Genomic DNA, 20,963 nt, shown 5'->3' on the forward strand with positions numbered 1-20,963 from the left:
ACGGAGGCCCGGGGGACGACGCGGGCCGGCGCCCCGGAGAGGCGAAGACCACGCGGCCCCCACCCGAGAGAGGACGGGGGCCGGGCGACGACGCAGGCCGGCGTCCCGGAGAGGGCGAAGGCCACAAGCGGCGCGGCCTCCGGCCCGGGGAGGGACGGAGGCCGGGTGGCGACGCGGCTGGGGTCAGCGGGCTTCGAGGATCATGCCCGCGGCGACGGTGCCGTTGGTGGCCTCGTCCACCAGGATGAAGCCGCCCGTGAGCCGGTTGCGGGCGTAGTTGTCCACGAAGAGCGGCTGCGTGACCCGCAGCGACACGCGCCCGATCTCGTTGAGGCCGAGCGAGGTGGCCTCCTCGTCACGGTGCAGCGTGTTGACGTCGAGCCGGTAGTGCAGGTCGCGCACGAGCGCCCGGGCCGTACGGGTGGTGTGCTTGATGGTGAGCTTGGTCCGCGGCGCCAGCTTGGCGCCGTCGGCCATCCAGCAGACCATGGCTTCGAGGTCCTGGGCCACGTGCGGCCGGTTGTTGGGCCGGGCGATCATGTCGCCGCGCGAGATGTCGAGGTCGTCCTCGAAGCGGAGGGTGACCGACATCGGGGGGAACGCCTCCTCGACGGGGCCGTCGAAGGTGTCGATGGAGGCGATCCGGGTGTTCAGGCCCGAGGGCAGGTGGACGACCTCGTCGCCCGGCTTGAGCACGCCGCCCGCGACCTGCCCCGCGTAGCCGCGGTAGTCGTGGAAGGCGTGGTCGTTGGCCTTCTGCGGACGGATGACGTACTGGACGGGGAACCGCACGTCGACCAGGTTGCGGTCGGAGGCGATGTGCACGTTCTCCAGGTGGTGCAGCAGCGACGAGCCGTTGTACCACGGCATGTTCTCCGACCGGGAGACGACGTTGTCGCCGTTGAGCGCGGAGATCGGGATGAACGTCAGGTCGCCCACGTTGAGCTTGGAGGCGAACGCCGTGAACTCCTCGCGGATCTCCTCGAAGCGCTCCTGGGAGTAGTCGACCAGGTCCATCTTGTTGACGGCGAGCACCAGGTGCGGCACCCGCAGCAGCGAGGTCAGGAACGCGTGACGGCGTGACTGCTCCAGCACGCCCTTGCGGGCGTCGATGAGGATGATCGCCAGGTCGGCGGTGGAGGCGCCGGTGACCATGTTCCGGGTGTACTGGATGTGCCCGGGGGTGTCGGCGATGATGAACTTGCGGCGTGGCGTGGCGAAGTACCGGTAGGCCACGTCGATCGTGATGCCCTGCTCCCGCTCGGCCCGCAGGCCGTCGGTGAGCAGCGACAGGTCGGTGTACTCGGTGCCGCGGTCGCGCGAGGTGCGCTCGACCGCCTCCAGCTGGTCCTCGAAGATGGCCTTGGAGTCGAAGAGCAGGCGCCCGATGAGGGTGGACTTGCCGTCGTCGACACTTCCCGCCGTGGCGAAACGCAGAATGTCCATCGGTTCTAGAAGTAACCTTCCCGCTTGCGGTCCTCCATGGCGGCCTCCGAGGCGCGGTCGTCGGCCCTGGTGGCCCCGCGCTCGGTGATCCGGGTGGCCGCGATCTCCTCGATGATCTCCTCGACCGTGGCGGCCGTGGACTGCACCGCCCCGGTGCAGGTCATGTCGCCGACGGTGCGGTAGCGCACCACGGCCTCGAACAGCGGCTCGTCGTCGCCGCGCTGGACGACCTCGGCGTCGGGCAGCAGCATGCCGTCGCGCTCGAACACCTTGCGCGTGTGGGAGAAGTAGATCGACGGGATCTCGATGCCCTCGCGCCGGATGTAGTCCCAGACGTCGAGCTCGGTCCAGTTGGACAGCGGGAAGACCCGGATGTGCTCACCCTTGCGGATGCGGGAGTTGTAGAGGTTCCACAGCTCCGGACGCTGGTTCTTCGGGTCCCACTGGCCGAAGTCGTCGCGGAAGGAGAACACCCGCTCCTTGGCCCGGGCCTTCTCCTCGTCGCGCCGGGCGCCGCCGAAGACCGCGTCGAACTCGTGCTCCTCGATGGCGTCGAGCAGCGTCGTGGTCTGCAGGCGGTTGCGCGAGGCGCGGCGGCCGGTGTCCTCGACCACGCGGCCCTGGTCGATCGAGTCCTGGACGCTGGCCACGATGAGCCGCGCGCCGAGCTCCTCGGAGCGGCGGTCGCGGAACTCGATGACCTCGTCGAAGTTGTGACCGGTGTCGACGTGCATGAGGGGGAAGGGCATCGCCGCCGGCCAGAACGCCTTCTCGGCGATGCGCAGCATGACGATGGAGTCCTTGCCGCCGGAGAAAAGCAGACAGGGACGCTCGAACTCCGCCGCGACTTCGCGCATGATGTGAATGGCTTCGGCCTCGAGCACGTCGAGCTGCGACGTCGTGTAGTCGCGCTGGAGCATGGGAGCTTCCTCCGGCGGTTAGCGGTGCAGGTCCCGGATCCCGGCGAGCAGGGTAGACGCCAAGTCCGGTAGGGAAACAAGGATATCCGGTAGCGAGGGGTCCGGTCTGTTGTAGGTGAGCGGCGTGCCGTCGATGCGACTGGTGTGAGCTCCCGCGGCCTGTGCGACGGCCACCGGCGCGGCGGAGTCCCACTCGTACTGGCCGCCGGCGTGGACGTACGCCTCGACGTCGCCGGTGAGCACCGCGGAGATCTTCGCACCGGCCGAGCCGATGGGCACGAGGTCGGCGCCGACGAGGTAGGCGAGCTTCTGGACGAACTCCGGCGGGCGGGTGCGGCTGACCGCGATGCGGAAGCGGCCGCGCTGGGCCGGCAGCTTGGGCGGCTCGCCGGTGCTGAGCGTGCGCCCCTGGGCGGGCAGCGCCACGGCTCCGGCGGTGAGCCGGTCGCCCTCCCACAGCGCCACGTGGACGGCCCAGTCGGACCGACCCTCCTCGGCGAACTCCCGGGTGCCGTCGAGCGGATCGACGATCCACACTCTGGGAGCGCTCAGCCGGCGCGGGTCGAGCCGGTCCTCGCGGCTGGACTCCTCCGACAGCACGCAGTCGCTCGGGCGCAGGCGCGACAGCGACTCCATGAGGAACACGTGGGCGGCCCGGTCGCCGAGGGCGCGCAGCCCGGCCGGGTCGGCGAAACCCTCGCGGGCGCGGAGCGCGAGCAGCCGCTCGCCCGCCTCTGTGGCCAGGTCGGCCGCGAGGGCATGGTCGTCGCGAATCGTCATCAGTAAGCTCCTTGCCCGCGGGCGACGGCCGACCAAGTCTTCCACAGGATCTGCAGGTCGAGCATGAGGGACCAGTTCTCCACGTAACGCAGGTCGAGGCGGACGGATTCCTCCCACGACAGGTCGGATCTGCCGCTCACCTGCCACAGGCCGGTCAGACCGGGGCGTACGAGCAGGCGGCGGCGCACGTCGTCGCCGTACCGGTCGACCTCTTCGGGGAGCGGCGGACGGGGGCCCACGAGCGACATGTGCCCGAGGACCACGTTGACGAGCTGCGGCAGCTCGTCGAGGGAGTGGCGGCGCATGAGGGAGCCGAGCGGGGTGACCCGGGGATCGTTGCGGATCTTGAACAGCACCCCGTCGGCGTCGCTGACAAGGGTGATCTTCTGGCGCTCCGAGCCGCGCCGCATCGTGCGGAACTTCAGGATCGTGAACGACCTGCCGTCCCGGCCGACGCGGGTCTGCCGGAACAGGGCCGGGCCGGGGCTGGTCGCGCGCACCGCCGCGGCCAGCGTCAGCAGCAGCGGGGCCAGCAGGACCAGCAGGGCGGCGGCCACGACCCGGTCGAAGGCGTTCTTGACGAGCTGGCGGGCGCCGGTGAGCTCCGGGTGCTCGACGTGCAGCAGCGGGAGCCCGGCGGCGGGCCGGATCGTGGTGCGCGGCCCGGCCACCTCCATCAGCGCGGGCGCCACCACCAGCTCGGTGTGGGTGCGCTCCAGCCGCCAGGCGAGCCGGCGCAGCGCCACGCCGTCCATCTCGGGGCAGGCCAGCACGGCCACGGTGTCGGCGTGCGCCTGGTCGACGACGATGGGCACGTCGCTGAAGTCGCCGCCGACGGGCACGCCGGCCACCCGGCCGCCGGCGGTCTCGGCGGGCAGACAGGCGGCGACGATCTCCATGCCGTGGTACCGCTCACGCCGGAAGAGCTGCACCAGCTCGGCCACCGAGGCGGCGTGACCCACGGCGACGACCCTGCGCATGCAGGCGCCACGGGCCCGGCGGCGGTGCAGCGAACGGCGCAGGGCGTACCTGAACAGCAGCGTGAGGAGCGTCACCAGCGGCAGCGCGAGGACGACGTAGCCGCGCGCGACGTCGGTCTTGGTGAGGTAGGAGCCGATGGCGGTGGCGGCGGTCAGCGCGACGCCGCACTGCACCACGCGGCGGAACTCGTCGGAGCCGATGCCGATCATGCGCGGCTCGTACGCGCGGTTGAGCGCGACCGCGATGATCCACACCACCGGCAGCAGAGCACTGACCAGGAGGTACGGCGCGGCGTAGGGCGTCAGCTCGCCGAAGCGCAGGAAGAAGGCCCCGGCGGAGCCGGCCGCGGCGCCGAGCAGGTCGGAGGCGAAGGCGCGCACGCGGTAGGCCCGCACCCATCCGGGCAGCCGGGGCCGCACGCTCCATGAGGAGTCGGGGCCGAAACCGACGACGGTCAGCAGGCCCTCGCCGTCGCTCACCGCAACGCCCCCTGTGATCAGCTCGTAACCGACAGTCACCAGATAGTAGCGTCAGCCACCTCGGCGTAGTCGCGAACGGACCTATGTGGGGATCAGCGTGGAGGGCCGGAAATCTTGAGATCTGCCCGGTGGAACTCGTTCTGGGTTACTTCGAGCCCGCGCTCCATGAGCGACTCGACCACGTCGGCGGCGCGGTCCACGAGGAAGGGCAGGTCCTTGCGCTCGGCGGTGGCGAAGTCGCGCAGCACGAAGGCGGCCGGGTCCATGCGGCCCGGCGGGCGCCCGATGCCGAAGCGGACCCGGAGGTAGTCGCGGGTGCCCATCGACTTGGTGATCGACTTGAGGCCGTTGTGGCCGTTGTCGCCGCCGCCGAGCTTGGCGCGCAGCGCGCCGTAGGGCACGTCCAGCTCGTCGTGGACGACGATCAGGCGGTCGGGACCGATCTTGTAGAAGTCGGACAGGGCCTTGAGGGGGCCGCCCGACAGGTTCATGTACGTGAGCGGCTTGGCGAGGATCGCGGCGCGCGTCTCCAGCACCTCGGCCCTGCTCTTGTGCGCCTTGAACCGGCCGCCGGCCCGCGCGGCCAGCTCGTCGAGCACCATGAAGCCGGCGTTGTGCCGGTGGCCGGCGTATTCGGCGCCGGGGTTGCCCAGCCCGGCGATGAGCCAGCGGTCCATGAAGTCTCCTCAGGCCGGAGTGGTCAAGACGCGGGGACGGGGCGGCCGGACGTCGCCGGCCGCCCCGTCGTCCGGTGACTACTCGGCGGCCTCGGCGCTCTCGCCCTCGGCGGCGGCCTCGGCGGTCTCGCCCTCGGCGCCCTCCTCCTCGGCGGGGGCCTCGGTCGGCTTGGCGATGACCTGGAGGATGACGGCCTCCGGGTCGGCGGTCAGCGTGGCGCCCTGCGGCAGCTTCAGCTCGCCGGCGGTGACGGCGGTGCCCACCTCCAGGCCCTCGACGTCGACCTCGACGCCGGTGGGGATGTGGGTGGCCTCGGCCTCGACGGCGACGGACGTCATCTGGAGGTCCAGGATGCCCTCGGGGTTGACGTCGCCGACCGTGGTGACCGGGATCTCGACGGTGACCTTCTCGCCCCGCTTGACCAGGAGCAGGTCGACGTGCTCGACGAAGCCCTTGATCGGGTCGCGCTGGACGCCCTTGGGCAGGGCCAGCTCGTCGACGCCGTCGCCCTGGAGGCGGATCAGCACGTTGGGCGTGCGCAGGGCGAGGAGGACCTCGTGGCCCGGCAGCGTGAGGTGCTTCGGGTCGATGCCGTGCCCGTAGAGGACGGCCGGGACCTTGTCGGCGCGACGGATCTTGCGGGCGGCGCCCTTGCCGAACGTGGTGCGCGACTCGGCGGCGATACGGACTTCGGACATGACATCTCCTAGGGATGCTCAGAGAACGGGATCTGTGGCGCTCACCCTCAACCGCCCTAGCGGAAGGCGTTACGAGCGCGACCAACCCATGTTACCGGCTTACGTATCGCCCTCGAACAGGCTGGTGACGGAGCCGTCGGTGAAGACCTCGGTGATGGCCCGGGCGATGAGCGGCGCGATGGACAGCACGGTGAGCTTGTCGAAGCGGGCCTCCTGCGACAGCGGGAGCGTGTTGGTCACGATGACCTCGCTGATGCGGGAGTTCTTCAGCCGGTCGACGGCCGGGTCGGAGAAGACCGCGTGGGTGGCGGCGACGATCACGTTGGTCGCGCCCTGCTCGTACAGGGCGTCGGCCGCCTTGCAGATCGTGCCGGCCGTGTCGATCATGTCGTCGATGAGCACGCAGGTACGGCCCCGCACCTTGCCGACGACCTCGTTGACCTTCACCTGGTTGGCCACGTCGAGGTCGCGCCGCTTGTGGATGAAGGCGAGCGGCGTGCCGAGCGTGTCGGCCCAGCGCTCCGACAGCCGGACGCGGCCGGTGTCGGGCGAGACGACCGTGGTGGTGGCCAGGTCGAGCTTGTTCTTCAGGTAGCTCTCCAGGACCGGCATGGCGAACAGGTGGTCCACCGGGCCGTCGAAGAAGCCCTGGATCTGCGAGGTGTGCAGGTCGATCGACATGAGCCGGTCGGCGCCCGCGGTCTTGAACAGGTCGGCCATCAGCCGGGCGGTGATGGGCTCGCGCCCGCGCCCCTTCTTGTCCTGGCGCGCGTAGCCGAAGAACGGCATGACCACGGTGATGCGCTTGGCGGAGGCCCGCTTCAGCGCGTCGACCATGATGAGCTGCTCCATGATCCACTGGTTGATCGGCGAGGTGTGGCTCTGGATCACGAAGGCGTCGCAGCCGCGGACGGATTCGAGGTAGCGGGCGTAGATCTCGCCGTTGGCGAAGTCGACCAGCTTGGTCGGGGTGAGCGAGACGCCGACGTGCTCGGCGACCTCCTCGGCCAGTTCGGGGTAGGCCCGGCCCGAGAAGAGCATGAGGTTCTTCTCGCCCGGCTGCTTGATGCTGGTCACGTCGTGCTCCCCTGCTGGTGCTGGTCGGCCGCCTCCTGCTCGGCCAGGGCGCGCTGAGCCGCCGCGGCCGACTTGGTGCCCGCGCGCCTGCGCAGGACCCATCCTTCGATGTTGCGCTGGCGGGCGCGGGCCACGCCGATCGCGCCCGGGGGCACGTCGCCGTCGATCACCGAACCCGCCGCCGTGTAGGCGCCGTCGCCGACGGTCACCGGGGCGACGATCATGCTGTCGCAGCCGACGAACGCGCCGTCGCGCACCGTGCTGCGGTGCTTGTTGACGCCGTCGTAGTTGACGAACACGACCGCCGCGCCGATGTTGACGTCGTCGCCGATCGTGGCGTCGCCCGCGTACGACAGGTGGGGCACCTTGGAGCGCTCGCCGACCTGCGTGTTCTTCATCTCGACGAACGTGCCCGCCTTGGAGCCGCGCCCGAGGACCGTGCCGGGGCGCAGGTAGGCGTACGGGCCGACGCTCGCGCCGGGGCCGACCTCGGCGGAGTCGCAGACGGCGTTGCGCACGACGGCCCCGGCGCCGACCCGGGTGGAGGTCAACGTGGTGGCGGGGCCGACCTCGGCGCCGGACTCGATGACGGTGCGGCCGTGGAGCTGGGTGCCGGGGTGGACGACGACGTCGGGGCCGATCTCCACGTCCACGTCGATCCAGGTGCTGGCCGGGTCGACGACGGTGACGCCGGCGCGCATGTGGCGCTCCAGGATCCGCCGGTTGAGCACCTGGCGGGCCTGGGCGAGCTGGACCCGGTCGTTGACGCCCTCGACCTCGGCGAAGTCGGCGGCGGTGTGGGCGCCCACCCGGTGGCCGTCCTCGCGCAGGATGGACAGCACGTCGGTGAGGTACTCCTCACCCTGGGCGTTGTCGGTGGACACCCGTTTGACGGCGTCGGCCAGCAGGGCGCCGTCGAAGGCGTAGATGCCGGAGTTCATCTCCTTGATGGCGCGCTGCTCGTCGGAGGCGTCCTTCTCCTCGACGATGGCGAGGACGGCGCCGGCCGGGTCGCGGACGATGCGGCCGTAGCCGGTCGGGTCGGGCACCTCGGCGGTCAGGACGGTGACCGCGTTGCGGTCGGCGGCGTGGCGGGCCAGCAACGCCGAGAGCGTCTCGGCGCGCAGCAGCGGCACGTCGCCGTAGGTGACGAGGACGGTGCCGTCGATGGCGCCGACCTCGTCGAGGACGGTGCGGACGGCGTGACCGGTGCCCCGCTGCTCGCGCTGGACGACGGCGAGCGCGTCGGGGCTGGTCTCGGCGAGGTGGCCGCCGACGCGTTCGCGCGCGTGGCCGATGACGACGATCAGCCGCTCCGGGCCGAGGTCACGGGCGGCGTCGAGCATGTGGTCGAGCAGGGCTCGGCCGCACACCTCGTGCAGGACTTTGGGGGTCTGGCTCTTCATCCGGGTGCCCTCGCCTGCGGCGAGGACGATGACGGCTGCCGGGCGCGGCACACTCACGGACTGAGGCTCCCTGTGGCTGGACGGATCAGGGCCGGATGCGGGCCACCGCACCGCAACCCTCCCGACACCGCGAGGATACCTGTCCCGCCCCCGCTTCTCCCCGCAGGGGCATGCCTCAATGCTCCCGGAAGAGGACTCGAACCCCTACAAAGTGGACCAAAACCACTTGTCCTGCCGATTAGACGATCCGGGATTAATCAGACACGCGTGGCATCCGACACACCTACGATACCGAGCCCGCGCCCCGTCGCGCGCCCGCATCGGCAACGCGGCAGGGGCTGTGCCGGATTGACGACATCCCGCCCGGGTAGGGCGAGCCGTTAGCAGATGTGCCCAAATCCCGCAAGGTACGGAATGCACTCTGGTCCGGCGGCGAACCGTTGCCCATTGCACATTCGCGGCTTAGGGCTTCCTTACTTACGATGGCGTAGGTTACGGTTGCGTAGCTCGGACATTCATCCTCATACACGACGTGAGAGGTAGCCCATGACCGTTGTCGCCGAACGCCCCGCCCCGGGTCCGAAGCCCGACGCCGAACCCGAACCGCGGAGCAAGGCGGAGCTCGTCACCTTCGCGCTGGTGGTCGGCCTTCCGCTGATCGCGTTCGTGGCCGCCGTGCCGCTCGCGTGGGGATGGGGGCTCGGCTGGACGGACATCGTGATCATGTTCGTCTTCTACGTCGTCTCGGGGCTCGGCGTCACCGTGGGGCTGCACCGCTACTTCACGCACGGCTCCTTCAAGGCCAAGCGGCCCCTGAAGATCGCCCTCGGCATCGCCGGCAGCCTCTCGCTGGAGATGTCCGTGCTGGACTGGGTGGCCACCCACCGCAAGCACCACAAGTTCTCCGACAAGGAGGGCGACCCGCACTCGCCGTGGCGTTTCGGCCCCGGCTTCCGCTCGATGGCCAAGGGCCTGCTGTACGCCCACATGGGCTGGATGTTCGACGCCGAGCGCACCAACCGCGAGAAGTACGCCCCGGACCTGTGCAAGGACCCGGACGTCATGAAGCTGCACAAGTGGTTCGGCCCGCTGGCCCTCACCTCGCTCCTGCTGCCCGGCGTGCTCGGCGGCCTGCTCACCTGGTCCTGGCAGGGCGCGCTGACCGCGCTGTTCTGGGGCTCGCTGGTCCGCATCGGCCTGCTGCACCACGTGACCTGGTCGATCAACTCGATCTGCCACGTGTTCGGCGAGGAGGAGTTCCAGGTCCGCGACAAGTCGCGCAACGTGTGGTGGCTGGCGATCCCGTCCTTCGGCGAGTCCTGGCACAACCTGCACCACTCCGACCCGACGTGCGCCCGCCACGGGGCCCTGAAGGGCCAGATCGATCTGAGCGCCGAGGTCATCCGCGGCTTCGAGCGCCTGGGCTGGGTCTACGACGTGCGCTGGCCGACTCCCGAGCGGCTGGCGGCGAAGAGGGTTGCCTGACAGCGACTCCATGGTGACCGGTCTCGCGTCCGGCACCGCCATTATGGAAACCGTGACCGAACCCCGATCTCGCAGGCGCATGACCGGAAGAGAGCGACGCGAGCAGCTGATCCTCATCAGCCGCACCCTGTTCGCCGAGAAGGGGTTCGACGGGACCTCCATCGAGGAGATCGCGGCGACCGCCCAGGTCTCCAAGCCCGTCGTGTACGAGCACTTCGGCGGCAAGGAGGGCGTCTACGCGGTCGTCGTGGACCGCGAGATGCAGAAGCTGCTCTCCATGATCACCGAGGCGCTGTCCGCCTCCCACTCGCTGATCAAGCTGGAGCGGGCCGCCCTGGCGCTGCTCCAGTACATCGAGGAGAGCAGCGAGGGCTTCCGCATCCTCGTGCGCGACTCCCACGCCGCGTCCGGCACGGGCTCGTTCGCGAGCCTGATCAGCGAGATCGCGAGCCAGGTCGAGGACGTGCTCGCCGACGAGTTCTCCTCCCGCGGCTACGACCCGAAGCTCGCCCCCATGTACGCCCAGATGCTGGTCGGCATGGTCGCCCTGACCGGCCAGTGGTGGCTGGACGTGCGCAAGCCCGGCCGGGAGGAGGTCGCGGCGCACCTGGTCAACCTCGCCTGGAACGGCCTGACCGGGCTCAACCCGCAACCCGCGATCACGGTGGCGACCCGCGCGCTCCCGACCGCGGCCAAGCCCCTCCGGCCCAGCGACAAGGAGCTGCGCGAGCTGGAGAGGGCCCGCGAGAAGGAGCTCAAGGAGGCCGAGAAGGCGCGCCAGAAGGAGCTGCGCGAGGCCGAGAAGGCCCGCGTCCGCGAGCTGAAGGAGCGCGAGCGGCTGCTCAAGGAGGCCGAGAAGGAGCGGGAGCGGGTGCTGAAGGAGGCCGAGAAGGTCCGCGAGCGCGAGGAGAAGCTGCGCCAGCGGGAGGCCCGGCTCGCCGAGCGTGCCGCCCGGTTGGGGCAGGGCGAGGAGATCCGGCCCAACAGTCTTGACCAGCAAGAATAGGTCGTTGCCGAGTAGTTAACGTTCTGTTCAGATAAATAGGGCATATTTCACATATGTCCGTGGAACCGCTGCGTCCGGAAAGCGATCTGACCCTGCCTCAAGAGAGGTTCCTCAACCGCGAGGAGAGCTGGCTGCAGTTCAACGAGCGGGTGCTGGAGCTGGCCGAGGACTCGTCGCTCCCGCTCCTGGAGCGGGTCCGCTTCCTGGCCATCTTCGCCAGCAACCTCGACGAGTTCTTCCGGGTACGGGTGGCCGGGCTGAAACGGCGCATGGCCACGGGCCTGCTGCTGCGGACCAAGAGCGGGCTCAAGCCCCGCGAGGAGCTGGTCCGCATCTCCACCATCGCCGACGAGCTGGCCGGCCGGCACGCGGCCCTCTTCCACGACACGATCGTGCCGCGGCTGGCGGCCGAGGGCATCGAGATCGCGCGCTGGGCGGACCTCGGCCGCGAGGAGCGCACCGAGCTGCGCAAGCTGTTCAGGGAACGGATCAGGCCGGTCCTCACGCCGCTGGCCGTGGATCCCGCCCACCCCTTCCCCTACATCTCGGGCCTCAGCCTCAACCTGGCCGTCGTGGTGCGCAACCCGTCGACCGACCACACCGTCTTCGCCCGGGTCAAGGTGCCCTCGCAGCTCCCCCGGTTCGTGCAGGCGTCGCCGAGCCGGTTCGTCCCGCTGGAGGACGTGATCGCCGCCCACCTCGGGCAGCTCTTCAAGGGCATGGAGATCGTCCAGCACCACGTCTTCCGCGTCACCAGGAACGAGGACCTCGACGTCGACGAGGACGTCACCGAGAATCTCATGCAGGCCCTGGAGAAGGAGCTGCTCAAGCGCCGCTTCGGCCCGCCCGTGCGGCTGGAGGTCGAGGACACGATCACGCCCGAGGTGCTGGAGCTGCTCGTGGACGAGCTGGGCGTGGCGCCGCACGAGATCTACCGCATCGCCGGGCCGCTGGACCTGACCGGCCTGCACGCCATCGCCGACCTCGACCGGGGCGAGCTCAGCTACCGGCCGTTCGTGCCCGCCGAGGTCATCAGCGCCGACGACGACATCTTCAGCGTGCTGCGCGAGCGCGACGTGCTGCTGCACCACCCGTACGACTCGTTCTCCACCAGCGTGCAGCGCTTCATCGAGATGGCCGCCGCCGACCCGAGGGTGCTGGCCATCAAGCAGACCCTCTACCGCACCAGCGGCGAGTCCCCCATCGTGGACGCTCTCATCGACGCGGCCGAGGCCGGCAAGCAGGTCGTCGTCGTGGTCGAGATCAAGGCCCGCTTCGACGAGCACGCCAACATCACCTGGGCCCGCAAGCTGGAGCGCGCCGGCTGCCACGTCGTCTACGGCGTCGTCGGGCTCAAGACCCACTGCAAGCTCGCCCTCGTCGTCCGCCAGGAGCCCTCCGGGGAGTTGCGCCGCTACTGCCACATCGGCACCGGCAACTACAACCCCAAGACCGCCCGGCAGTACGAGGACTTCGGGCTGCTCACGGCCGACCCGCTGGTCGGCGAGGACGTCACCGACCTGTTCATCCACCTGACCGGCTACTCCAACCACTCGGCCTACCGGAGGCTGCTGGTCGCCCCGCACTCCCTGCGCGGCGGGCTGCTGGCCAGGATCGAGCGCGAGATCGCCCACCAGCGGGCCGGCCGCCCGGCGCGCATCAGGATCAAGACCAACTCCCTGGTGGACGAGCCGATCATCGACGCCCTCTACCGGGCCTCGCGCGAGGGCGTGCCGGTGGACCTGTGGGTGCGCGGCGTGTGCATCCTGCGGCCCGGTGTCCCCGACCTGTCCGAGAACATCCGGGTCAGGTCGATCCTGGGCAGGTTCCTGGAGCACTCGCGCGTGTACGAGTTCGGGCTGGGCAGGAGGCCCGAGGTGTGGATCGGAAGCGCCGACCTGATGCGCCGCAACCTGGACCGCCGGGTCGAGGCGCTGGTCAAGGTCACCTCGTCGCAGCACAAGACGTACCTGATCGACCTCATGGACCGGGCCATGGCCGAGACCACCAACGCCTGGTGGCTCGACGGCGACGGCAAGTGGGTCCACCACCCTGGCGTGGACCTGCAGAACCACCTCATCCTGTCGCGTCGCTGGAGCACCGTTGACGACTGACGACCGGCTGCGCGCGGCCGGGGCCGTCGTCTGGCGGGGCGACCCGGCCGCGCCCGAGGTCGCCGTCGTCCACCGCCCCCGCTACGACGACTGGACGTTCCCCAAGGGCAAGCTCAAGCCGGGCGAGCACCCCGTCGTCGCCGCCCTGCGCGAGGTACGCGAGGAGACCTGCCTGACGGTGGTGCTCGGGCGCGCGCTGCCGACGGTCCACTACCTGGTCGGGGGCCGGATCAAGCGGGTGGACTACTGGACGGCCCGGGTCGTGGAGCAGGAGGTGTTCGAGCCGGGCGACGAGGTGGACGAGCTGCGGTGGGTGCCGGCGGAAGAGGCGCGGTCCCTGCTCACCTACCCGTGGGACACCGGCCTGCCGGACGCGCTCACGGCCGCGCCGCTCGACACCACGCCCCTCGTCCTCATCCGGCACGCCACCGCCGGGTCCCGGCGGGACTGGGACGGCGACGACGCCCTGCGCCCCCTGGACGCCGGGGGGCGGGCCCAGGCGGCGACGGTGGCCGGGGTGCTGGCCGCCTACCGGCCCGAGGAGATGGTCAGCTCGCCGAGCCTGCGCTGCGTGCAGACGGTCGAGCCGTACGGTGCCCGGGCACGGCTGGAGCCGCTGCTGAGCGAGGAGGGCCAGGACCCCGAGAAGACGACGGCGCTGGTGGCCGCGCTGCGCGGGCCGGCGGCCGTGTGCAGCCACGGCAAGGTGCTGCCGGAGCTCATCCGGCGGCTCGGCGGCGAGGAGACCGAGCTCGGGGAGCTCGCGGAGCTCGACAAGGGGGAGCTGGCCGTGCTGCACCGCGCGGACGGACGGGTGGTCGCGGCGGAGCGCCACGCCACCTGACCTGTGGTCATGGCGCGAGCTTCTTGAGTGCCTTGCGGACCTTCCTGGACGTGCGGGCCCACACCTCGGGGAAGTCCTCCATGGCCCGGTCGGCGCGGGTGCGCTCCAGGCCGATCAGCACGCCGTAGGTGAAGGTGTCCTCGCCCGCCTCGCGGGCGGCCCCCGACTCCTTCACCAGGGTCTCCTGCGCGACCACCGCGTCCTGGTGCTCGCCCAGCGCGTCCTGCACCCCCTCGGCCAGTTTGCCCAGCCGCGCCGCGCCGGGGCCGAGGACGTCCTGGAGCGCCTCGGCGGTGTAGCGGGCGCGCTTGGCCGCCTTGCGCACGTCGTGCATCGCCGTCTCGTGGCGTTCCGGCTCGGTGATCTCCTGGGCCGCGTCGTACCGGTGCGCCACCCGTTCCCAGTTCGTGGTGGCCACGGCGGGCAGTTCCTCCGCCGCCGGCCCGGCCGCGCGCTTGCCCAGCTCCGGCGCCGCCGTCAGCTCGTCCAGGGCGTCGAGCAGCAGGTAGTAGCGGTCGCCGCTCAGCGCCTCGCGGATCCGCCCGTACGCCTCCGCCTCGCGCCCGTGCAGGCCGTCGCCGAGCCTGCTCCGGATCGGGCCGGTGACCAGCTCGGGCGCGAGTCCCGAGAGCTCCCCGGCGAACCTCTCCCGGATCACCTCCAGGTCGCGGGCCTCGCCGAGGACCATTCCGAGCCACTTCAACTCTTCCTGGACGTGGGCGGTGTTCCCGACGATCTTCTTGAACGCCTTGAGCGCGCTGCGCAGGCGCCGGGAGGCGACCCGCATCTGGTGGACGGCGTCCTCCTCGGCCCGCCGTACCCGGGGATCCTGCGCGAGCAGCGCGCCGACCTGGGAGGCCAGGTAGCCGACCACCACCTCGCCGGCGCTGCCCGGCTCGGTCACGGCCCGGCGCGGCGCGGGCACGTCGAGGAGCCTCAGGAGCTTGCTCGACGCCCCGGCCGGGGTCGCGCCCGCCTTGCGGAGCCGCTTGCCGACCTTGGCGAGCACCTGCGCGTCACCGTCGAGCAGTTCCGCCTCGACCTCGCGCCAGCGGACGATCCGCGACTCCTCGCCGAACACCGTGCCCTTGACGTGGTCGTCGGCGACCTCGACGAGACGCCGCTCGCCGTCGCGGACGACCGTGACGCTCCTGCGGGTCTCCAGCTCGGCCACCGCCTGGAGCGGGGCTCCCCGTGTGTAGGCGCGAACCAGCTCGCCCAGTTCGTCGGGCACGACCCTGACGCTGCGGGTGAGGGGGTGGTGGATCTCCTGGCGGGCGCCCTTGGCCTTGGGCAGCTTGAGGTGCCATCCGGCGTCGTCGCCGCCCCTGCGGCGTCTGAGGGTGACACCGTGCGCGGCCAGCCGCAGGTCGGGCGTGTCGTAGTAGAGCGCCACGAGCGTGTGGGTCTTCGGCCCCACCACCTCGCCGACCCGGCTCAGGTCCGGAATCGCGTAGTCGGGGGGTACGTCGAACTTGTCCTCGATCTCGATGCCCACCGCACCTCACAAAGGTCCTGATTTATAACAATCATGCCACTGTGAGGTGGAGAATCACATGAGTCCTGATCGGTTACTGATCGGCGGCCTTGTGGGCCACCACGAAGATCCTGCGGAACGGGAACGGCGTGCCGTAGTTCTTGGCCGGATAGACCTCGGCGAGCCGCGGCGCGAGGTCGTTGGTGAAGGCGGCGTGCTCGCTCGGGTCGAGCCGGTCGAAGACGGGCCGCAGGGCGGTGCCGGAGATCCAGTCGAGGACGGCGTCCTCGCCCTGGAGCACGTGCGTGTACGTGGTCTCCCAGGCGTCGACCCGGCATCCGAGCGCGGTCAGCAGGTCCAGGTACTCGACCGGCTCGCCCACCTCGGCGCCGCGTCCCAGGTCGCCGAGCCGTTCCGCCCAGCGCGGGGAGGCGCAGACCTCGCGGATCGCGACGTGGCTGGGCGCATCGAAGTTCCCCGGCACCTGGAAGGCCAGCCAGCCGTCCTCGTCGAGCGCGTCCACCCAGTGTTCGAGCACGTCACGGTGCTCGGGCACCCACTGGAGCACGGCGTTGGACAGCAGGACGTCCACCGGGCGGTCGGGCCGCCACATGGTCACGTTCGCGACGGCGAACCTCGGCGCGCCGTCCAGCTCCCGCGCCTTGGAGATCATCGCCGGGGACGAGTCGAAGCCCTCCACGGTCGCCCCGGGCCAGCGGCGGGAGAGCTCCAGGGTGAGCTCGCCGCTGCCGCATCCCGCGTCCACGACGTAGTCGGGCTGCTCTGCGCCCACGCGGGCGAGCAGGTCGTGGAACGGGCGTGACCGCTCGTCGGCGAACCTGGCGTAGGTTGCGGGATCCCAGATATCTCTTGACATAAAGATAATTGATATCGAGATACATATCTCGATGTCAAGACAGTACACTCGGTGTCATGACGCAGGATGCGCAGGACGAGGTGGACCGGCTCGTCGCGGCCTGGCGGGCCGAACGGCCCGACCTCGACGTCGAGCCCCTCCAGGTGCTCTCCCGCGTATCGAGGCTGGCCAAACACCTCGACCGGGCAAGACGTGCCGCATTCGCCGAGCACGGCCTCGAACCGTGGGAGTTCGACGTGCTGACGGCGCTGCGCCGGGCCGGCAAGCCGTACGAGCTGAGCCCGGGGGCGCTGCTGCGCGCCACGCTGGTCACCTCCGGCACGATGACGAACCGGATCGACCGCCTGGCGCAGGCCGGGCTCGTGGTGCGCCGGCCCGACCCGGAGGACCGGCGCGGGGTGCTCGTGTCGCTCACGCCGGCCGGGCTCGACCGCGTCGACGCCGCGTTCGCCGGGCTGCTGCGCCGGGAGCACGAGCTGCTGGCGGGGCTGGGCGCGGAGGATCAGCGGGCGCTGGCCGGCCTGCTCCGCACCCTCCTGGCCCCGTTCGACTCCTGACCCGCGCTCTGTTCGACACCTGACCCGCGCCCGGTCCGGCTCCTGACCCGTCGCGCTCGGGAGGGTCAGTCGCCGAGGCGGTCGGCGAGCTCCAGCCAGGCCGCCTCGACGTCGTCCTTCTGGGCCAGCACATCGCGTAGCTGCGCGTCCAGGGAGCCGAGCCTCTCGTAGTCGGCCGCCGCCTCGGCCATGGCCGCGTGCAGCTTGGCCTCCTGCTCGCCCAGCTTGTCGAGCTGCCGTTCGAGGCGGTTGAGCTCCTTGCGCAGCTCCCGTTCCTCCTTGGCCGAGAGCCCCGCGGGGGTTTCCGCCGGGCTGTCGAGCGCGTCCTTCGCGCCCAAGGTGCCCGAGGTGGTCGCTCCGACGCCGGTACGGGCCGTCAGCGCGGCTCCCGCCGCCCGCCGTTCGAGGTACTCGTCCACTCCACCCGGCAGCATCGACAGCCGCCCGTCGCCCAGCAGGGCCACCGAGCGGTCGGTGACGCGCTCCAGGAAGTAGCGGTCGTGGCTGACCAGGATCAGCGTGCCCGGCCAGCCGTCGAGCAGGTCCTCCAGCTCGTTCAGCGTCTCGATGTCGAGGTCGTTGGTCGGCTCGTCGAGCAGCAGCACGTTCGGGTCGTCCATGAGCAGCCGCAGGAGCTGCAGCCGCCGCCGCTCGCCGCCCGACAGGTCGCCGACGACCTTCCACTGCGCCTCGCCCTTGAACCCGAGGCGTTCGAGCAGTTGCGAGGCCGTCCACTCCTTCTTGCCGACCTGGATGTACTTGCGGATCTCCTCGACCGTCTCCAGCACGCGCCGCGCCGGGTCGAGCTCGGCCAGCTCCTGCGACAGGTGCGCCAGCCGCACCGTCCGGCCGCGCACGACCCGGCCCGAGTCGGCCTCCACCGTGCCGGCCAGCAGGCGCAGCACCGAGGACTTGCCGGAGCCGTTCACGCCGATCAGCCCGATGCGGTCGCCCGGCCCGAACTGCCACGTGGTGCGGTCGAGGACCAGCGGCCCCGCGCCGGGACCGCCGGCGTGCAGGGTGACGTCCTCCAGGTCGTACACGGTCTTGCCGAGCCGCGCCGTGGCGAACTTCACCAGCTCGACGCTCTCACGCGGCGGCGGCTCGTTCGCGATGAGCGCCTGGGCGGCCTCGATGCGGAACTTCGGCTTGGACGTACGGGCGGGCGGACCGCGCCGCAGCCAGGCGATCTCCTTGCGCATGAGGTTCTGCCGGCGCTCCTCGGCGGCCTGGGCGATGCGCGCCCGCTCGGCCTTGGCCAGCACGTACGCGGCGTACCCGCCCTCGTAGCGCTCGACCCGCCCGTCCACGACCTCCCAGGTGCGGGTGGACACGGCGTCGAGGAACCAGCGGTCGTGGGTCACCACCACCAGCGCGCTCCTGCGCCCGGACAGGTGCGCCGCCAGCCAGGCGATCGCCTCGATGTCGAGGTGGTTGGTGGGCTCGTCCAGCATGATCAGGTCGTGCTCGTCGATGAGCAGCCGGGCCAGCGCCGTGCGCCGCCGCTCGCCGCCGGACAGCTCGCCCGCCCTGGCGTCGAGGTCGAGGTCGCCGATGAGGTTGGCGAGGATCTCGCGGACGGCCTGGTCGCCGGCCCACTCGTGCTCCGCGCGGCCGCCGAGCACGATCTCGCGCACCGGCAGGGCCGGGTCGAGGTCGTCGTGCTGGGAGAGATGGCCGATGCGCAGGCCCCGCGTGTGGGTGACGCGGCCGCTGTCGGGCTTCACGCCACCGGCCACGACCGACATCAGCGTGGTCTTGCCACCGCCGTTGCGGCCGACGACGCCGATGCGCTCACCGGCGCTGACGCCGAGGGAGACGTCGTCGAGGAGCGGCTTGGGGCCGTAGGCATGGGAGACGGACTCGAGATTGACCAGATTCATCGTCCCACCAGCGTATCGGCCCCCACGGGGGTGGCGATCCCGTGGGCCGCTTCAGGATCTCCGTGGGCCGCTTCAGGACCTCAGTGGGCCGCTTCAGGACCTCAGTGGACCGCTTCAGGACCTCAGGAGGGGCGTGGGCCCGGGACGGGGCCGTGGGCGGCGAGGGCCGTGCGGCAGGTGGGCAGATGCGACAGTGTGTCGGCCAGGCGCAGGGCGTGGTCGGCGTCGGTGGCGAGGAAGGCGCAGGTGGGGCCGGAGCCGGACACGAGAGCGCCCAGGGCGCCGGCCCGGCGGCCCGCCTCCAGGGTGTCGCTCAGGTCGGGGCGCAGGGAGAGCGCCGCGCTCTGCAGGTCGTTGCCGAGCTGCCCGCCCAGCGCCTCGGCGTCGCCGGTGCGCAGCGCCGCCAGCAGCGGCTCGCTGAGCTGGGGCCACGGCACCTCGACGCCCGCCGTCTCACGCAGCCGGTCGCACTCCGCGTACACCTTGGCGGTGGACAGGCCCTCCCTGGCCACGGCGAACGCCCAGTGGAACTGCCCGCCCGTCGGCACGTCGCTCAGCCGCTCGCCGCGCCCGGTGCCGACCGCCGTCCCTCCGAGCAGCGAGAACGGCACGTCGCTGCCCAGGTCGGCGGCGATCTCCATGAGGTCCTCCAGCGGCAGGCCGAGACCCCAGAGCTCGTTGCACGCCACCAGCGCGCCCGCCGCGTCGGCGCTGCCCCCGGCCATGCCGCCGGCGACCGGGATGGACTTGTGGATGACGAGCTGGGCTCCGTAGGTGCGTCCGGCGTGCTTGGCGAGGGCGCGGGCGGCCTGGATGGCGAGGTTGCCGTCGTCGACCGGCACCTGGTCGGCCCAGTCACCCGCCACCGACACGGTGATGGACTCGGACTCCTTGGCGACGACCTCGTCGAAGACGGACACGGCGTGGAAGACGTTGACCAGGTCGTGATAGCCGTCCTCGCGCAGCGGCCCCACGGACAACTGGACGTTGACCTTCGCGGGCACCCGTACGGTCACCGAACTCATGAATCTTCTGCCACTCTCATCGCCTGCCGGGAAGGACACCCGATGGTATACGGGCGCGTAGCCCGGTCACGCGGTTCTCCGGGAAGTGACCGGGGGATCACCGCGGGAGTGTGCGCCATTGTACGGTTATGTGCTGAACTGGGGTTTTGCGCGCTGGGTGGGCTTGGTGGGCTCGCTGGGCGCGGCGGCTCGCGGGGCTCTCGCGGACTCGGCAGCTCAGCGGGCTCAGCGGGCTCAGCGGGCTCGGCGGGCTCGGCGGGCTAGGTGGCTCGGTAGGGGCTCTGCGGGCTCGGTTGGGCTTTGCGGGCTCGGTTGGGAGGCATGGTGGGGCAGACGGTCGCGGCTGCGGCGAGGTCCGACGTGACGGTCGTCGAGGTGCCGCAGTGGCGTGGCTCCGGCGCGCCCACGGCCGAGCGGCTGCGCGAGGGCGCGAAGCTGCTGGCCGACATGATGCCCGCCACTCACCGCGTACGCGTGGAGGTCGATGACGACGACCTGCCGGAGACGGCGGCGCGGGTACGGTCGGCGGTGTCGGGGGCCGCGGGCTTCGTCGTCACGGCAGGAGGCGACTGCGGGGTCGAGCTGGAGCCCGTGGCGGAGGCGATGCGGCGTCACGGCGACCGGCTGGTGGTCGTGTGGTTCGACGCGCACGGAGACCTCAACACCCCGGCCACGTCGCCGTCGGGCGCCTTCCACGGCATGGTGCTGCGCGCGTTGACGGGCGAGGGCCCCGCCGGCCTGGTGGCGGACGCCCCGCTGGACCCGCGCCGGATCGTCCTCGCCGCCGTCCGCGACCTGGACCCGGGAGAGATCGCGTTCATCGAGGCCACGGGCATCCGGCGGGTCACCGGGCCGGATCCGGCCGCCCTGACGGAGGCGATCGCGGCGGCGACGCCTCCCGGCCGGAGCGCGGCCGTCTACATCCACATCGACCTGGACGTGCTGGACCCGCGCGCCTTCGCCGCCGTCGGCTCCCCCGCCCCCGGCGGCCTGCAGCCGGACCAGCTCCTCGCCATGGTCGAGGCGACCGCGAACCGCTTCGAGGTGGCCGGGCTCGGCATCACCGAGTACGAGCCGTCCCGCCCCGAGGACCAGGCCCTCCTCGCCTCCCTCGTCCCGAGCCTGGTGGAGGCGTGCACCGCCCCGAGAACCTGAGACCGGGGGAGGGTGGAGACGCCAGGCCACCCCGAAAAACTGAGCCCCGGGGACGGCGAAGAGGCCACACCACCC

18 protein-coding genes and 1 tRNA gene are annotated in these 20,963 nt (G+C 71.2%); 6 read left to right on the forward strand and 13 right to left on the reverse strand.

The genetic code is table 11. The features are described from left to right. Positions 1-183: 183 nt before the first annotated feature. The 9 genes from cysN to HTZ77_RS28830 form a co-directional block, all read right to left on the reverse strand. The gene (gene cysN, locus HTZ77_RS28790) at positions 184-1,446 is read right to left on the reverse strand and encodes a sulfate adenylyltransferase subunit CysN (RefSeq protein ID WP_175592829.1); all 1,263 of its coding nucleotides are present in this window, start codon (positions 1,444-1,446) and stop codon (positions 184-186) included. Positions 1,447-1,451: 5 nt separating this feature from the next. After that, the gene (gene cysD / locus HTZ77_RS28795; RefSeq protein ID WP_175592830.1) at positions 1,452-2,366 is read right to left on the reverse strand and encodes a sulfate adenylyltransferase subunit CysD; all 915 of its coding nucleotides are present in this window, start codon (positions 2,364-2,366) and stop codon (positions 1,452-1,454) included. 18 nt (positions 2,367-2,384) lie between these two features. Next, positions 2,385-3,146 (reverse strand): 3'(2'),5'-bisphosphate nucleotidase CysQ, encoded by a 762-nt coding sequence (locus HTZ77_RS28800; protein ID WP_175592831.1) that lies wholly within the window; start codon positions 3,144-3,146, stop codon positions 2,385-2,387. After that, entirely contained in the window at positions 3,146-4,606 is a 1,461-nt protein-coding gene (locus HTZ77_RS28805; RefSeq protein WP_328808826.1) for a sugar transferase, read from the reverse strand. Before HTZ77_RS28805 ends, HTZ77_RS28800 begins: the two co-directional genes overlap by 1 nt. 92 nt (positions 4,607-4,698) lie before the next feature. Then, entirely contained in the window at positions 4,699-5,283 is a 585-nt protein-coding gene (gene pth / locus HTZ77_RS28810; protein WP_175592832.1) for an aminoacyl-tRNA hydrolase, read from the reverse strand. A gap of 78 nt (positions 5,284-5,361) precedes the next feature. Beyond that, positions 5,362-5,982: a 50S ribosomal protein L25/general stress protein Ctc gene (locus HTZ77_RS28815; protein ID WP_175592833.1), complete on the reverse strand. Its 621-nt coding sequence runs from the start codon at positions 5,980-5,982 to the stop codon at positions 5,362-5,364. 99 nt (positions 5,983-6,081) lie between these two features. Further along, a complete protein-coding gene (locus HTZ77_RS28820) occupies positions 6,082-7,059 on the reverse strand; it encodes a ribose-phosphate diphosphokinase (RefSeq protein WP_175592834.1) in 978 nt (325 codons plus the stop codon). Continuing rightward, positions 7,056-8,522, reverse strand: coding sequence for a bifunctional UDP-N-acetylglucosamine diphosphorylase/glucosamine-1-phosphate N-acetyltransferase GlmU (gene glmU, locus HTZ77_RS28825; RefSeq protein ID WP_175592835.1), 1,467 nt, complete (start codon positions 8,520-8,522; stop codon positions 7,056-7,058). The genes HTZ77_RS28820 and glmU overlap by 4 nt, the downstream gene beginning before the upstream one ends. A gap of 124 nt (positions 8,523-8,646) precedes the next feature. Beyond that, a tRNA-Gln gene (locus tag HTZ77_RS28830) sits at positions 8,647-8,718 on the reverse strand. Between the two features lie 293 nt (positions 8,719-9,011). Between HTZ77_RS28830 and HTZ77_RS28835 the strand changes: the two genes are divergently transcribed. From HTZ77_RS28835 to HTZ77_RS28850, 4 genes are all read left to right on the forward strand, one after another. After that, entirely contained in the window at positions 9,012-9,950 is a 939-nt protein-coding gene (locus tag HTZ77_RS28835) for an acyl-CoA desaturase (protein WP_175592836.1), read from the forward strand. Between the two features lie 79 nt (positions 9,951-10,029). Continuing rightward, on the forward strand, positions 10,030-10,956 hold the full coding sequence (locus HTZ77_RS28840) for a TetR/AcrR family transcriptional regulator (RefSeq protein ID WP_205303725.1): 927 nt from the start codon (positions 10,030-10,032) through the stop codon (positions 10,954-10,956). A gap of 53 nt (positions 10,957-11,009) precedes the next feature. Beyond that, positions 11,010-13,070, forward strand: a complete 2,061-nt coding sequence (locus HTZ77_RS28845) for an RNA degradosome polyphosphate kinase (protein ID WP_175592838.1) — start codon at positions 11,010-11,012, stop codon at positions 13,068-13,070. Next, the gene (locus HTZ77_RS28850; RefSeq protein WP_235995276.1) at positions 13,060-13,914 is read left to right on the forward strand and encodes an NUDIX hydrolase; all 855 of its coding nucleotides are present in this window, start codon (positions 13,060-13,062) and stop codon (positions 13,912-13,914) included. Before HTZ77_RS28845 ends, HTZ77_RS28850 begins: the two co-directional genes overlap by 11 nt. Positions 13,915-13,921: 7 nt before the next feature. Here the strand turns inward: HTZ77_RS28850 and HTZ77_RS48415 are convergent, their stop codons facing one another. Beyond that, the gene (locus HTZ77_RS48415) at positions 13,922-15,412 is read right to left on the reverse strand and encodes a CYTH and CHAD domain-containing protein (RefSeq protein WP_175592839.1); all 1,491 of its coding nucleotides are present in this window, start codon (positions 15,410-15,412) and stop codon (positions 13,922-13,924) included. A gap of 73 nt (positions 15,413-15,485) precedes the next feature. After that, complete coding sequence (locus HTZ77_RS28860) at positions 15,486-16,268, reverse strand: trans-aconitate 2-methyltransferase (protein ID WP_205303727.1); 783 nt, start codon at positions 16,266-16,268, stop codon at positions 15,486-15,488. A gap of 56 nt (positions 16,269-16,324) precedes the next feature. Between HTZ77_RS28860 and HTZ77_RS28865 the strand changes: the two genes are divergently transcribed. Beyond that, positions 16,325-16,825: a MarR family winged helix-turn-helix transcriptional regulator gene (locus tag HTZ77_RS28865; RefSeq protein ID WP_175592840.1), complete on the forward strand. Its 501-nt coding sequence runs from the start codon at positions 16,325-16,327 to the stop codon at positions 16,823-16,825. Between the two features lie 65 nt (positions 16,826-16,890). On the opposite strand, the gene HTZ77_RS28870 is transcribed toward HTZ77_RS28865, so the two are convergent. Together HTZ77_RS28870 and HTZ77_RS28875 are read right to left on the reverse strand one after the other, a co-directional pair. Beyond that, positions 16,891-18,708, reverse strand: a complete 1,818-nt coding sequence (locus tag HTZ77_RS28870) for an ABC-F family ATP-binding cassette domain-containing protein (RefSeq protein ID WP_175592841.1) — start codon at positions 18,706-18,708, stop codon at positions 16,891-16,893. A 122-nt stretch (positions 18,709-18,830) separates the two neighbouring features. Next, on the reverse strand, positions 18,831-19,733 hold the full coding sequence (locus tag HTZ77_RS28875) for a 4-(cytidine 5'-diphospho)-2-C-methyl-D-erythritol kinase (RefSeq protein ID WP_175592842.1): 903 nt from the start codon (positions 19,731-19,733) through the stop codon (positions 18,831-18,833). 321 nt (positions 19,734-20,054) lie between these two features. On the opposite strand from HTZ77_RS28875, the gene HTZ77_RS28880 reads away from it, so the two are divergent. Then, positions 20,055-20,888 carry an arginase family protein gene (locus tag HTZ77_RS28880; RefSeq protein WP_175592843.1) on the forward strand — a complete coding sequence of 278 codons (834 nt, stop codon included), beginning with the start codon at positions 20,055-20,057 and terminating at the stop codon, positions 20,886-20,888. Positions 20,889-20,963: the final 75 nt, after the last annotated feature.

It is taken from the genome of Nonomuraea montanisoli, from assembly GCF_013363975.1.
GTDB lineage: Bacteria > Actinomycetota > Actinomycetes > Streptosporangiales > Streptosporangiaceae > Nonomuraea > Nonomuraea montanisoli.